This is a genomic window from Flavobacterium plurextorum, assembly GCF_002217395.1.
Classification (GTDB): Bacteria; Bacteroidota; Bacteroidia; order Flavobacteriales; family Flavobacteriaceae; genus Flavobacterium; species Flavobacterium plurextorum.
The window spans coordinates 1-13563 of sequence record NZ_MUHD01000012.1; the positions used below are offsets into that span (position 1 = coordinate 1).

Here is a 13563-nt window from a genome sequence, read left to right on the forward strand (position 1 = left end):
GGATTCGTGCGGTAGCGGGGCTATCGGGGCGTGGCATTATTCTCTAATTATCAAAAAGAAATTCAAAATCTAAAAAATTATCTTTAACATTATTTGGATCATAATAAAAACTTAATTCTTTTTGTATTGCTAGTTTCATTCGAAGTATCTCAGGTTCCATATCTATTCTATACTCTTCTCTAAAATGAACATTATCAAATACCTTTGTAAGAGTTAACACATTAAGATTCACATCTACATATTCATTATGCGAATTTCTACCAGTCCCCACCTCAACCTCCTCTACCCAACAGTTTGTTTTTATCTCAAGCTCATTATAACTAACATGTATTCTTTTCCCAATTTTTCTAAGTCTAGTTCGAGCTTCTTCACCCTCATTTATTAATTTATTCTCCTCATCTTTAGCAATTCTCCTCAAAATAAGAGCTATAAAAAGTGAAACAATTATACCAACCCAACCTATACTATGATTGCTATGGTATAAAAAAATAATTATTTTTAACACAATACTTCTTTTTTTAAATTATAGAATTTCATCGTTATTTAATTTTTGTTGCTTTACTTTTCATTTAAATAAGATTTTACCTTTAAACTTACTTATAAAGAATTAATTGAAACTACATGTTTACATCGTACCATTCTATTCTCTGACGAAGTCGAAAGTTTTCCTGACCACGAATTCTCGCAAAAAAATAAATTTTGTCTCCCGATTTTTCGTAATCATTAATTGGCTCATTATTATCTTCTCTAAATTTATCACATGATACTAATTCTATAATATCACCTGATTTTAAATTGTCTATGGACTTGAAAATATGATACTTTTTCAATAATTCCTTTGTTTCTTTTTCAGACAATAGATGTCTCTTATTTTTGATTAATAAATTTATTTTTTTATTTATCGGAAATATAGTATCAGTAGAATCTTTTGGTAAAATTTTAAAAATTTGTTTTGTTTTATCTATTTTATTATAAACCTCAAAATCAAAATAATCTTTATCTAAAACTCTTCTATCTATATAATAAATCCAAGAAATAGAATTAATGCTTGAATTTATTGTAATTTCAAATTCAACAGGAATACTTAATAAAAAACACCTTTTCAAAGTTTTTCCCTCAATGTAACTACCTTCAATAGTTACTTTTTCATTAGTACTAATCTGTTTTACTTCGATAGGATCTTTTTTCTTACATGATAACATCAAAAAACATGTAAAAAAATACAAATAGATGTGCCTCATAACTTAATATATATTCAAAAGCTCTTTATTTTTTAATTTTTATTACCAATGTATTTTAAAATCATGCGAATTAAAAAACTCTTCTCCTTTACAACTTGTAGTAATTCTAATTTTATCATCAACTCTTCTTAATTCCTTTAAAATTTTAATATTATCTTTTCTAAATTTATCATAGGAAATTAAGTATATAGTATCTCCATTTTTTAAATTGCTCAAAGATTTTCTTTTATTATACTTTGTTAATAATTCTTGAGCATCATTTTTTGAAATTAAATGATTTCTCTCTCTAATAACAATCGAAAAGGTGTTTTTAGACATTAAGTATGGTTTAAAATCAAATATTGGCTTATTACTAGCTTTATCATATACAACATAATCAGATATCATACTTAAATACTTCTTATTTATAAAATAATCAATATCTAAATATTTTAAATTCAAATTATTAATTGTTATTTGGTATTCATTTGGCAAGCTTATCAGCAAACTATCTTTTAATGGTGACCTTTTAGAATCTAATGCCAATAAGACTTGTTCGTTTGAAACAACTTCCCTTAAAAAATATGATTCCTTTTTTTTGCAAGAACTTATAAGGAGCGTTACAACACACATATATATAAAATATTTCATCATAATTAATTTATAAAAATACAATCGATTATTATTTTAGTCGTTTTATCAACTTCATCATTTTTTTTATAATAAAAAACATCATATAGTTGCGACTCTGATTGATTTTTGGAATAAAAAGCTATCATATCTTCTAAATTTTTAAAATCACCTCGAAATAATTTATTCAAAGTCGTTTGATTTATTTTAAACATTTTAAATGCATAACGTTTTTCTTTTCCTCCACTACTTTGCAAAAATTCATTAATCCCTTTAATCCCTTTATCCTTAGCTTTTTCGGCAAAATCATGAACTGGAATATCCCAAGATTCTTTTATTGACTCTAACAGTTCTGGTGCAACTACTGCCATTAAAAAATCTGCAGGCGCAAAACCTATCATTATTGTTTCCGGATGTTCATCCATAGCATATTTAAGTACATCAGAAAAACCAAAAATACTTACCAAATCCCTCGAGGCATTGGCAACTTTGTTAAAAAGACCAACGTCTTTAAAATAATCCAACTGGCTTATTCCTTTTGTAGTAACTAGTTTGCCTTCTTTTCTGTAACCAAAATTAGCAGCTTTAGTAATGGTGTAGAGCTCTCCGCTGTTATCAAAAACTGGTTTTGTATATATCCTTCGGCTAAATTCTATTTTACCTAAATTATTTGCTAGATACCCTTTTTCAAGCTGTTGAACTGCAATAGTATGCTGTACTTTGTCTCTGTATTTTTGCACTACTTCACCAACAGTTCCATAAAACTCACTTTTTAGTTTGTTTTTTATCTCTTGAAGCTCACTTTCTAAAAGTTTATTTGATTCATTAATTAATCCAATTCCTGCTGAGAAAACTACAATATTGCCATCTGCAGTTCGTATTTCAGGGAAACCATAATCTCTGTAAGCGGGCTTTATTATTAGTGTTTTTTCAGAAAAATAAACTCTTAATAAAAATCTTTCAGAATTCCATTCGATACCCATATAATTCCACTTCCAATAAAAATCTAAACAGCCATCAGTCAGTATTCCTTTTTCTGCTGCAATATCATCACTCCATGCAGGATCAAGAAGCAATTCAGTCGTTATTCTTTTTTTTCCATTTACTTCTCTAACTTTTCCTTTTACAAAAACTTTTTTTCCATTAAACTTGTCATCATCAGGATTAAAACAATCATGAAAGAGAAACATATCAAAATCCCACAGTTGGAAAACAATTTCGGTACCTGTTGGTACTTTATCATTAACATTTAAATGAAAATAAATGGTCTCGTCTAAAAAAGCTTTTGGTCCTCTGGAATCTCTCTTTAAGTATTTCTCGCCTTCATAATCATAAGTATACCATCCCGTTGCAAAAAACTTGTTGCTTTCTTCTTGCCAATCATAATCACCAACGTGAACACCTTCTTCAATACCATGAAAATTAACTTTTTTGGCTGCTGAAAAATTAACATCACCTTTGGTGGCAATTATGTTCATATCGCCTTTAGAAGTCCAGTTAGATTCGCCTAAAATAATACGGGTTATTTTTCCTCCTTCACTCATATTTAAAAGAAATTAGAATTTTCACCCGAATTGGCACTTATTTTTTTCTGTCCCTGTACATTAATATTATCATCTGTTGCGTGTTTTTGAATGGCGCCTGCCTGTTCTTGTATAATCTCAGCATGGGAATTTCTTTTTCCTACGGCAGATTCATTTATATCAAATGCAGTAAGATTATAATCTCCAACAGCACTTTGGGTCATAATTCCGCCTGCTTTACTTGTATGATTTACTCCTGAAGTCTCTGAAATATCCTGTCCTGCACTAGATGTTATGTCTCTTCCCGCCGTCATAATAATATCCTCACCAGCATCAAACTCAATATTTTTAGGAGCTTTAAACCTGATGTTTCCGTCTCCATGAATCACTGCTATTGTCTGTCCTTTTTGGCTTTCAATTGTAATGTCACCAGTAGCATCATCAGAAATAATTCTGTTTCCGCTTCGGGTTTGTATTACTTTTAAATCATTTTTTTCAGTAGCATAACTGCTTTTCGCCTGCCCGTTATAATGCGCCCCCATAACATAAGGATCTTGTGCATTTCCATCTTCAAAACCAACTAAAACTTCCTCGCCAATTTCAGGAATAAAGTAAAATCCTTTTCCTGCTCCAGTATGTGGCTGAATCATTCTAATCCACTGGCTTGTTTTGGTTCCTGATGCCCAGTAAAATTCTACTTTTACTCGCCCAAGTCCCTCGGGATCGTTGTTGTCTCTTATTTTGGCTGGTTGTGTTTCTGCTTTTGCAAAAACTTTTGTATTGGTATAATGTGGTGCCGAAACATCGTCTGGAATTGCTTTGAACTCGCAGGTATAATTTCCATGCACTTCTGAGTGGTGTATGGCTTCTATACAAACTAATTGGTGTTCGATGGTTTGGTTTACAATGGTAAATGTTTGTCCTATTCCTAAAGGGAAATAAGAGATTCCGCTGTAGTACACACTGTTTGCATCACTTCCTGCTGTCTGCAGTGTGATCATTTCTTGTATTTCTTCTTTATTTTGTGCATTGTTGGTGTATGCTCCAACACTCAATTCGCCTTGTGTTACGGTGCTTTGGTTAAATCCTACAATAGAAGCAAAACTGTCTTTACTACCTGTAGCGGTTCTTTCTGATGCGTCTCGAATGCCTGCGGCATTTTTATAATCATAACCTGCTAATGAAATGTTATGTGCAGTCATATTGGCTTGCATCTTAAAACTATGCATGGAGGCTCCGTTGATAAGTTTAACCTTGGAGTTTTTAAGTTGTCCGAACTGCATGCGCATTCCATCAAAATAAAACCATTGTCCGTATCGGGCTGCCAGTCTTTTAAGAAATTCAAAATTGGTTTCATTGTACTGCGCCATATAATTGAATTCTTTTAAATAGGTAGATCTGATAGCATCTCTCTGATAAAACTCTGTTGGTCCTTCTGATAATAGATCTACAACAATATCATCCATTCCTCTTTCTAGATAAGTTCTGGATTTTGGCATATCGTCAATTACTTTGCTGTGGCTTATTCCTGTAATATGCAGACCAACGGCACTGCCGTGCTTGTCTATTGAAGCGACCTCAGTAATGATTCCTTTACTCATCAGCCTGATTCCGGTCAGACTTTTGAAAGTAAAAATAACTTCATCACCAATGTATTTTCGCATGGCTTGCGCCTGATCAACGGGATTTATAACTGCTTTACCGGTATACTGCCATGTAAAAGAAAAATAATGATGATCTGCCATTTTTTGCGACAGTTTTAAATCATAGAAGATAATATTCTGCGTAAAATCACCAATAGTAATATGAACTTGATCTGAGAAATGTGCCATAATGAAATAGTATTTTTATTATATTAAAAACTTAATCTAAAGCAATCCAGTTATTAGAGAATTTTGCATCTCCAAAAGTCAGTTCTTTAGTTACTAGTTCCATAGTGATTTTCATAGGCACTTCGGTAGTACTGGTAAATTGTTCGTGATAGTTAATGCAGAAGGCTTTTTCAAATGTTAGTTCTTTCATTTTACTTAAAGCATCTCTTCTATAAAAAATAATTTTTCCGTCTTTGGTTAAATCACTATTTAACATCCATGACAGAAAAAGACTGTTTTGTGTTGCCTCAATTATTATTTTTATAATTCCTCCTTTGGCGTTTCCTGTTGGTTTACTAGAGGTGTCAATATCTTGTTTGAAATCTATATTAAATTCAAGTACATTATATTCTTCTCCGTCGATATGTAATTTTGATAAAAAACTCATGTTTGTATATTTTTTAAGTTAATTGATTAGTCATTTAACAAAAAAGGAAGTCCTTTAAAAAGACTTCCTTTAATAATTTTCAAACTTAATCAAGTTTGATAAAGTCTTTAAGTGTTATACCCAAGCATTATCAAACTCGCCTCCGCCCATCGAAATTTTACGAGCAGAAATCATAAAAGTCTCCGTTAACGGATTCTCACTGTTATGATCAAAGTTTTCTTTGTACTTAACCATGTAAGCCTCTGTAAATTTCAACTCTTTCAGAGTAGCATTTGAATCACGTTTAATGAATTTTACTGACCCATCTTTTCTTTCGAAATTGTTAGTCATCCATTCAAACAATTCTGTACTTCCTGTTGATTCTACTTCGATCATGATTCTTCCTCCACGTGTTACTGTAGAAGGGCGCCCAGAAGCATCTGTTTCCTGAGCCAAATCATAACTTACGTTAAGCACTTTGTAATCTTTTCCTGCAACTGTTAATGATGTTAAAAACGACATAATAAAAATTTTTAGTTATTAATTTATTTATTCATAATGTAAATATATAAATTATTTCTTACTTTATTTAATTTATTATTTAATATTTATACTACAAAATTAAAAACAGACTATACAGAGGCTGTAATGAGGTTTTCTTACAAAAAAGTTATTGATAAGACAGTGGACCAACAAAAAAATAACCTCTAAAATCAAAATTTCGATTAGTACTTTTAATAGTTGCTGTAATGATTATATCGACCTTTTTTTTTGTTCTTCTCACATTATCAACAAAAAAGAATTTCTCAGACAATTCAACTACAAGCTCTACTACCTTGATTCTATTTTCATGCAAAAGCAATGATTGTTTCATTGTTTTTGAAATGGTTTCTTTCAATTCGTTTTCATTCATTAATAAATCAAAATCAATTTCCCAGATTCGCGACCCAAAAGTTTCGTCAAATTTGCATTCTCCAAAAGTGGTTGTTGCCAATAATATTATCTGCTGTGCTATCGAATGCTCGATTGATGTTTTTTCAAGTTCTTTTTTTTGAACAATTGCATTAAAATCAATAGGCAGTTTGTAAAAAGCTCCTTTCATCTTTGTGTTCTTTTTAAATATAAATCAGCTTTTCTGTTTGTCCTTGTTTGTTAGTTTCTACAGCTTTAGAAACTGTTTTTCGTTTTATAATATGAAGTTTTACTTTGGGTGTAAGTTTCAAAAACTTTTCACGGTACAAAATATCTCCAATAAAACGCTGTCCTTTGTTTTCATCAACGATTACAAAATAACTTGTTCCTTTTTGCATTTTAAGATGGTTAATATCACCAGCAAAAACCTGAATATGCTGCTCTTCCTTTTGAAAGGTATATGTTAACTCGTCGTGGCTCAATTTTCTATATTTAGAAACATCATAAGTTTCAACAGCCTCTCTTAAAGGTTCAAAAGCAATATTTTCAAATAGAAAATTCTTTGTTTCTAAAAATTTAAGTCCTAAGAAACTCCAAAGTCCTTTTTTTGTTTTTTCTTCTTTAAAAAAATAAGTATCACGAGTTACCTTATAAATTTCTTTTTCTTCAGTTTTATCATCTGTAACTATCATTTGATAGGTTGGAATTTCGATTTCAGCAGGAACTTTTGACTCTCCTAAATTGGTTTTTAAATTTATAGTTCCAATCTGCTTTTCAGAAATTACTATACTGATAATGTGCTTTTTTAAAGCTGAATCTGTTCTTACTACAACTTCTCCTTCCCCATCTCCAGCATAAAAAACAGAACCTTTATTATCTGTTAAGCCTAATGAAAGATTTAATTCAGGAATTGACATATTTTTTAAATTTTCGAGGATTATTAATTAAAACCGTTTAACGCTTTTTTATTTTATACAATTTCAAACAATTCAAATACTCTTTAATATTTTGATTGTCTTTGCTGTTTGGACTAAACTCATAATCTTTTTTTAGCGTAAAAAATTTGATTGAATTAATGCTGTTATTCATTAATTTCTTAAAATCTCTTCTTCTTAATTGTATTATTGCTGTACCATCACAATTAACAGAATAAGAATTTTTCAGCACATACATTTCTCCCGTTTTAAAATACAGTTCCAAAGGCTGTTTCTGTTTTATACAAACATTGTCTGTAAAAATTTTAAAATATAGATAAATTTTATTCTCTCGTTTTCCAAATTGCAAAACCGAATACTCGAAATTTTCATTAAAAACACGCAGCAAAATTGGAGGTGCACTTGCAAAGTTTTTTCCTTTTAGCAATAACTCATTTTGCGAAATAGGACAATTTAAGGTATCTATCGGATTTATTTTTTGTGCCGAAACTAAATTTGAAATAGAAAGTAAGACAGCCAAAAATAGAATTTGAAGTGCTTTCATATATTTGATTTTATGATTCAAAAGATCAATGTTTTGATTAAAAAGGAAACACAATTTGTGTTTCCTTTTTTCTTTATTTATGGATTACTTTTGCTCGTAATCTGTATCCCATTCTGTTCCGTCATCTCCTTTATGGCCGTCCATTTTTATAAGGAAATTTTTGGCAGGAAAGTAAGGTTTCATATGAATGTCCATATAAATTCTGTCTTTCTGAATCGGGTCCTGTTCAAATCTTCTAATCTCAAAATTTTCGATTAATTTGTCTGGTCCCGTTATTCCATCAAGGAAAGCCACTATTTGATTCATAATCTCTTTACGCGTTTTAGCAGTAAAGTTTTCAAATGCACGACGGTTAAGAAAATCCATCAATACTTTTGTGACATAATCAAAAACACGAACTACAGAATAAGTCTGTAAACCTAAATTATCTCCGCTAAACAATGTTTTTGCTGAAAAAGCCATCACTTTTCCGTACTCGTTTACCATTGGCACCAAACCAAGATTTTCAAGATTGGCAATTTCACTTTTCTTAAGATCAAACTTAACTCCGTCAACCTCATTAATTCCTCCAAATTTTTTACCTGCTGTAACCTGAGACATTAATGTTTTGTAGATTTTTCCAGCCAACGCCGCAGATGGAGCAATATGTAAATCTTCATTTTCACCAATTTGGTCAAATCTTCCGCGTCCTACTAACCAATTACAAGTCATAATAACATTAGAACGATAAACATCACCTCCAGTTAATGAAGCTGAATCAAACATTTCCATTACATCATCTGGTTCATCCAGATGTTCAAAATCTGTAACCAGCATTACTTTGTTTTCATGCGCTATTTTCGCCCATTTTTCGATTACTTTATTAGATCCTAAGTAACCTGGAATAACTAGAATTCCGTAATTATTTTTAAGATCTAAACGATCATAATTATCTACTAATTCCGAATGAATAGCATCAATAAAACGAGTGTTATCCAAATCTTTTAACTGCTCAATATCAGCATTTACGATCGTAACGTTTTTAACTTTTTCTGTTTCTGTATTTTTAAAAAACAAGGCAACAGTTCTATAAGCTGCTTCAATTTCTCTTGTATCTTCAACTGCTTTTGCCAGATTCTTTTTTAGCAATACTTCAGATTCTTTACATTTATCCTCGCACTGTGCGACCATATCAGTCAAAGCCTCGCTATTACTTAAAATCGAAGACCATAACTCCAATGTCTTTTTTAAAGTCTCTCTTTCTTTGGTTTTGTTTACTTCACCAAGGAAAATTTTTCTTCTCGCTTTTCTATCTGGATTCAAATTTTGAATTCCTTCAATTGACATTTCTAACAAATCAAAACCGCCGTACTTGGCTAATTTTTCTACATTTTTTTCAATTGAATTTCCAGATACTTTTCGTTCTAAAACTGCAGTATCTTCACTATTCTGATGTACTTGTTTACTTGACATATTTCTCTACCTTTTAATTATTTGTTTTCTTTTAATTCATTAATCAATGTCCCAAGACTATCTAATAAAGCTTTTTTGGCTTCACCGTCTTCCAAAGCAGCTTTTAAAATTTTATTTGATTTTAATTGACGAATAATCTTTTGATATTGGTCTTTTTCTGTTTCCAAATCTGATAGAAAATTACTTTGAGCTGTAATCCCTTTTACGCCAAAATCTCCTAAATTTTTAAATTTTAAAGCTTCTACTTTTGTTGCTCCATCGGCATTTTCAAAATTTACTTTTACCTCTGGTTTAAAATGTTCAAAAGCTTTTTCAACGTTCGTAATTCCTTCAACCAATTCTGGTTTAATTGGCGCATCAACTGTTAATTTTTGCGCAACAAGTGTTCTGTTTTGAGGGATTGCAATGATAGCTTCATCTGCATCCAGTTTTACTTCATTTCCTCCAATTCCATAATTTGATAACATAATTTTAATTTTAAATGGTTACTATTTTTTACTTTACTTATTATTGATTCTGATAAATCTGGCGGCAGACATCTAAATCTCTACTTACTTTTTCCAGTTCTTCTTTATATGTTTTGGCAGACTGATTCAAGCTGTCTATCAAATGTGCATTGTGCGTAAGGCTCCTAATTTGCTTTTTATAATCGATAATATTTTTATAAGCCAAAATGATGTTATTGTATAGTTTCTTATTATCTGTTGAATCTTTTGGGATTTTTTGATAAATATTTGCTACCATAACATTTGCCAAACGCTGTTGAAAATCATTATCTACTTTTGGTGAATTGATCGAATCAATTGTCATTCTGACGCTGTCAATTTTGATTGAAAAATTGGTCTGATAATCATATTCTCTTTTCATCATTTCATTCTCTGCTTTCAACAATTTATTTTCTGCTGTCGGCAAATAGAGATTAAAGGCAAAAGCCGAAAACATCACTATAAATGTGATTACAAATGCCACTAGAAAGGCATAAAAAGCTTTCTGACGTTCTTTTTTATTTAGTACTTCCATAATTTATATTTACTTTTTAATTAGTCTTTCATGAAAAAACCATGTCTTTTCGGATTGTGAACAATGTCTTTTTTCTCTGTTTCGGCGACAAACAACTCGATGCTTTCTTTTTTCTTTCCGATGTAGTCCAGTTTGCTTAAAGTATCGAACAGCTTTTCGATTTTCGAAAGAAAATTCATTGTCAGCGTTGCCGTTTTATCAATATGAACATGATCGTAGTTTGTATTGATCAAGGTGGTAAAAAGTACTTCTAAATCTCCTTGAGATAAATCGCACCACTCGGCGAAATAGTTTAAAAGCTCTTCCTTTCCTGCTCCGGCTTTAGAATCGATAAAGTTCTTCATCACTCTAGCAAACGAAACTACAGTGCTCAGCATGGAAGCTGGATGCTGATACAGTGAAAACCAGCGAAACTGAGTTAAACAATTCCCCAAGAAATAGTTTGTATTATCTGATAACTGCATCACCGTTTGCGCCAAAACACCAGATTGCTGGAATCGATTGACTTTTTGAGAAATTTGAACGGAATAAATCTCAATCTGACCAAACGATCTTGCAATTTCTGACTGCATGTCGGCTAATTTTGAATTACTACTCACAGTAACCGAAGCAGGAATGTAATTTTCATCCAAAACTGTTGTATCACCTATCAAAATCTTTCCAATTGCGAGATAAAATCCTCCATAACCAATTCCTGAACGAAACTCTTCTGCTTTAATTAAATGAAGTTTATATTCTGGCTGTGTAAAAGGATATCTCGGCGGAACCTCATCTGGATCTGGTTCTCCAAACGGAATTCTTTTTCTGGAATTAACCGAAATACAAGCAAGTAATTCTATTTGTTCTCCTTCTTTAATTTCGTAGGTATCTTCTGGATACGGAAGCTGGAGATCCAACGTATCTGTATTCGCTTTACTAATTTCGATTCTGGAACCGTTTGGCGTAATAGCATGGCATTCTTCTACACGAACTCTTAATAGTTTGTGATTGTCGATTCCTAAAGTAATCTTGGTCGATTCTTTACTGTGATTTCCTGAGTCCAACAAACCGTAGCTAATAGGCGTAGTATGAATTCCAACAGCATCATTGACCAATTCAGAAACGTTGTCCTGCATGGCCAAAAAATGTGTTTTGTTGATCTTCATTCCATCTATCCAGTTTACCGGAAAATGATTTAATTTTTCTATCATGATTTATTCTTTATACTTTTTTTAAAGTTTATTCTATAGCAAAATGCCTCATGTAATTGGCTTACATGAGGTTTTTAGGTAATTACTATTAGTGGTTAGTAATTAATTTTTATTTGTTTTTGGAAATTGTTTTTTAGTGGTATTTTGGGAGAAAGATTTTATAATTTTAAAACCTCTTACACGAAAGGATTCGTGCGGAAGCGAAGGAGATTACACACCCTTAACAATACTCCCATTTTTATCTATTTGAAAAGTTTTAGTAAGCGTTTTTATCTTTTTTTCATTATCAATTTTATACATTTCTATAGATAAATCTTTCTTAATTTTAAAAGTATTTTTACTATCTGATTCGTAACCTACAATTTCCTTCGATAAAACTTTATTGCCCTTTATATTTACAATAATTTGTGTTACAGAATCTCCATCAGTCTCAAAAACAAAAGTTTCAAAAGCTAAGCCTTCATTATCTATCGAAAAAATTCTAACAGGATACTCATTTAATTGATCATTTATAATTTTAGTAATTTCTGGCAAATCATCTGGATTATAAACATTATAAATAGTTTTATCTCCTAACTTTTCATATTCATCAAAATCAAATGGTAATTTGTTTTTATTTAACAAACTACTTTTAGATATTTTTTTATTCTTTTTAGTTAGTATGCATTTTGTTGGAACATATAACTCTGAATTAACTTTTTTTGTAATTTGCCATTGAATACTATCTTTATTAAGTATTAGTAACTCTACATTTGCCTCTGTTTTTTTACTATCAAAAAAGCTATAAAACGTTGCTTCAATTTTATTTCCTTTAATAATTCCATTTACATTATATTCCTTTTCATTTGAGCAATCTATTCTATTTCCTTTTTCATCAATAGCGCAATATTGAGCAATAAATTCATTACCATTCGACTTTTGAATCAATAATGTGAATAGCATATCTGGAACATCCTCATTATTTGGATTATACTTCCATTCCCATTTGCCTTGGATGGGAATAATTTCATTATTTGTGCTTTTTCGTTCTGTACTTTTCAGTTGAATATCAGTACCAACAATTATATTTTCATTCTTTTTACACGCAATTAGTAAAAAAAGTAGTAGTATGTATTTTAATACAATAGTCTTTTTCATTTTAAAAAACTTGAGAGTTTAAATTTTATTTAATCCTTTCATAAACTCGTTTAGGTATTACATTTTATACTATCGTATGGATTTATGCATGCTTTATAGTATCCATCAAATTCTATAGGTAAAACTGAATATCTAATTTTTTCATTTGAAAGTTGTTTATTGATTTCCTTTTTTTCTATTTGACATAAACTAAAAATATCATTTTCAGATAATATGTTTTTATCAAAATCTAATTCGATTGGGTTATCAGGATCAGCACTTGTATTGTATAGTTTATGATCATTAACATTTAGAACTAACCAAGCAATTGTACTTTCGACAATTTGTTTAATCTTAGGGTTTTCAGATACGTTATTTTCAATGTATATTTGAATAGTTACATTATCACCTTCAATTCTATCTATTTTAGTTAAAAAGTCATTTTCTCCTCTTAAATCTAATTTACTTGATTTAACAATTTGGTAAATAATGTCACCACACGTTGTTTTTTGACTCTCAGTTGGAGTATCTTTTAATGAATCATTTTGCTTTTCAAATTCGGAATGTTTACAGCTTATCAAAATCAGTGATAATACTACTATAAGTTTTTTATCATTATATATTATATATTCTATTTTCTTTTATTCCGATTTTATTTTGGTCCTATAAACATATCCTTTATTGCCAGAATTTGTTTTTATCAGCCACCAATTTTCTGAATCATTTAATATTTCAACTCTTTCTCCTGATTTAATTTTTTCAATTATAGCTGATGTACTGTTT

At 30.5% G+C, this 13563-nt stretch carries 17 protein-coding genes; all 17 read right to left on the bottom strand.

The window, feature by feature from the left end:
* Positions 1-43 precede the first annotated feature (43 nt).
* The 17 genes from B0A81_RS06230 to B0A81_RS21975 all read right to left on the bottom strand — a co-directional run bounded on the left by B0A81_RS06230 (position 44) and on the right by B0A81_RS21975 (position 13547).
* Positions 44-505, bottom strand: a complete 462-nt coding sequence (locus B0A81_RS06230) for a hypothetical protein (protein WP_089057224.1) — start codon at positions 503-505, stop codon at positions 44-46.
* A 112-nt stretch (positions 506-617) separates the two neighbouring features.
* Complete coding sequence (locus B0A81_RS06235) at positions 618-1202, bottom strand: hypothetical protein (protein WP_089057225.1); 585 nt, start codon at positions 1200-1202, stop codon at positions 618-620.
* Between the two features lie 81 nt (positions 1203-1283).
* Positions 1284-1874 (bottom strand): hypothetical protein, encoded by a 591-nt coding sequence (locus B0A81_RS06240; RefSeq protein WP_089057226.1) that lies wholly within the window; start codon positions 1872-1874, stop codon positions 1284-1286.
* Positions 1875-1876: 2 nt separating this feature from the next.
* The gene (locus B0A81_RS06245) at positions 1877-3394 is read right to left on the bottom strand and encodes a hypothetical protein (RefSeq protein ID WP_089057227.1); all 1518 of its coding nucleotides are present in this window, start codon (positions 3392-3394) and stop codon (positions 1877-1879) included.
* 2 nt (positions 3395-3396) lie between these two features.
* Complete coding sequence (locus tag B0A81_RS06250) at positions 3397-5205, bottom strand: type VI secretion system Vgr family protein (protein ID WP_089057228.1); 1809 nt, start codon at positions 5203-5205, stop codon at positions 3397-3399.
* Positions 5206-5236: 31 nt separating this feature from the next.
* Entirely contained in the window at positions 5237-5632 is a 396-nt protein-coding gene (gene tssD / locus B0A81_RS06255; RefSeq protein WP_089057229.1) for a type VI secretion system tube protein TssD, read from the bottom strand.
* A 114-nt stretch (positions 5633-5746) separates the two neighbouring features.
* Positions 5747-6133: a type VI secretion system tube protein TssD gene (tssD, locus tag B0A81_RS06260; RefSeq protein WP_012025247.1), complete on the bottom strand. Its 387-nt coding sequence runs from the start codon at positions 6131-6133 to the stop codon at positions 5747-5749.
* A 148-nt stretch (positions 6134-6281) separates the two neighbouring features.
* The gene (locus B0A81_RS06265) at positions 6282-6713 is read right to left on the bottom strand and encodes a GPW/gp25 family protein (protein ID WP_089057230.1); all 432 of its coding nucleotides are present in this window, start codon (positions 6711-6713) and stop codon (positions 6282-6284) included.
* Positions 6714-6726: 13 nt separating this feature from the next.
* On the bottom strand, positions 6727-7440 hold the full coding sequence (locus tag B0A81_RS06270) for a hypothetical protein (protein ID WP_089057231.1): 714 nt from the start codon (positions 7438-7440) through the stop codon (positions 6727-6729).
* A gap of 37 nt (positions 7441-7477) precedes the next feature.
* Positions 7478-8002 (bottom strand): hypothetical protein, encoded by a 525-nt coding sequence (locus B0A81_RS06275; RefSeq protein WP_089057232.1) that lies wholly within the window; start codon positions 8000-8002, stop codon positions 7478-7480.
* Between the two features lie 84 nt (positions 8003-8086).
* A complete protein-coding gene (locus B0A81_RS06280) occupies positions 8087-9454 on the bottom strand; it encodes a DUF5458 family protein (protein WP_089057233.1) in 1368 nt (455 codons plus the stop codon).
* 17 nt (positions 9455-9471) lie between these two features.
* The gene (locus B0A81_RS06285) at positions 9472-9921 is read right to left on the bottom strand and encodes a hypothetical protein (protein WP_208861306.1); all 450 of its coding nucleotides are present in this window, start codon (positions 9919-9921) and stop codon (positions 9472-9474) included.
* 40 nt (positions 9922-9961) lie between these two features.
* Complete coding sequence (tssO, locus tag B0A81_RS06290) at positions 9962-10474, bottom strand: type VI secretion system TssO (protein ID WP_089057235.1); 513 nt, start codon at positions 10472-10474, stop codon at positions 9962-9964.
* Positions 10475-10494: 20 nt separating this feature from the next.
* Positions 10495-11664 (bottom strand): hypothetical protein, encoded by a 1170-nt coding sequence (locus tag B0A81_RS06295; protein ID WP_089057236.1) that lies wholly within the window; start codon positions 11662-11664, stop codon positions 10495-10497.
* Between the two features lie 210 nt (positions 11665-11874).
* Positions 11875-12801, bottom strand: a complete 927-nt coding sequence (locus B0A81_RS06300; protein WP_089057237.1) for a hypothetical protein — start codon at positions 12799-12801, stop codon at positions 11875-11877.
* Between the two features lie 50 nt (positions 12802-12851).
* On the bottom strand, positions 12852-13361 hold the full coding sequence (locus B0A81_RS06305; RefSeq protein WP_089057238.1) for a hypothetical protein: 510 nt from the start codon (positions 13359-13361) through the stop codon (positions 12852-12854).
* A 60-nt stretch (positions 13362-13421) separates the two neighbouring features.
* The gene (locus B0A81_RS21975; protein WP_394364141.1) at positions 13422-13547 is read right to left on the bottom strand and encodes an SH3 domain-containing protein; all 126 of its coding nucleotides are present in this window, start codon (positions 13545-13547) and stop codon (positions 13422-13424) included.
* Between the last annotated feature and the right edge of the window lie 16 nt (positions 13548-13563).

What these genes read in the sequence shown, in the direction of transcription:
- B0A81_RS06235 (WP_089057225.1), bottom strand. Translation starts at nt 1,202, where the DNA reads ATGTTATCATGTAAGAAAAAAGATCCTATCGAAGTAAAACAGATTAGT.
- B0A81_RS06240 (WP_089057226.1), bottom strand. Translation starts at nt 1,874, where the DNA reads ATGATGAAATATTTTATATATATGTGTGTTGTAACGCTCCTTATAAGT.
- B0A81_RS06245 (WP_089057227.1), bottom strand. Translation starts at nt 3,394, where the DNA reads ATGAGTGAAGGAGGAAAAATAACCCGTATTATTTTAGGCGAATCTAAC.
- B0A81_RS06250 (WP_089057228.1), bottom strand. Translation starts at nt 5,205, where the DNA reads ATGGCACATTTCTCAGATCAAGTTCATATTACTATTGGTGATTTTACG.
- tssD (WP_089057229.1), bottom strand. Translation starts at nt 5,632, where the DNA reads ATGAGTTTTTTATCAAAATTACATATCGACGGAGAAGAATATAATGTA.
- tssD (WP_012025247.1), bottom strand. Translation starts at nt 6,133, where the DNA reads ATGTCGTTTTTAACATCATTAACAGTTGCAGGAAAAGATTACAAAGTG.
- B0A81_RS06265 (WP_089057230.1), bottom strand. Translation starts at nt 6,713, where the DNA reads ATGAAAGGAGCTTTTTACAAACTGCCTATTGATTTTAATGCAATTGTT.
- B0A81_RS06270 (WP_089057231.1), bottom strand. Translation starts at nt 7,440, where the DNA reads ATGTCAATTCCTGAATTAAATCTTTCATTAGGCTTAACAGATAATAAA.
- B0A81_RS06275 (WP_089057232.1), bottom strand. Translation starts at nt 8,002, where the DNA reads ATGAAAGCACTTCAAATTCTATTTTTGGCTGTCTTACTTTCTATTTCA.
- B0A81_RS06280 (WP_089057233.1), bottom strand. Translation starts at nt 9,454, where the DNA reads ATGTCAAGTAAACAAGTACATCAGAATAGTGAAGATACTGCAGTTTTA.
- B0A81_RS06285 (WP_208861306.1), bottom strand. Translation starts at nt 9,921, where the DNA reads ATGTTATCAAATTATGGAATTGGAGGAAATGAAGTAAAACTGGATGCA.
- tssO (WP_089057235.1), bottom strand. Translation starts at nt 10,474, where the DNA reads ATGGAAGTACTAAATAAAAAAGAACGTCAGAAAGCTTTTTATGCCTTT.
- B0A81_RS06295 (WP_089057236.1), bottom strand. Translation starts at nt 11,664, where the DNA reads ATGATAGAAAAATTAAATCATTTTCCGGTAAACTGGATAGATGGAATG.
- B0A81_RS06300 (WP_089057237.1), bottom strand. Translation starts at nt 12,801, where the DNA reads ATGAAAAAGACTATTGTATTAAAATACATACTACTACTTTTTTTACTA.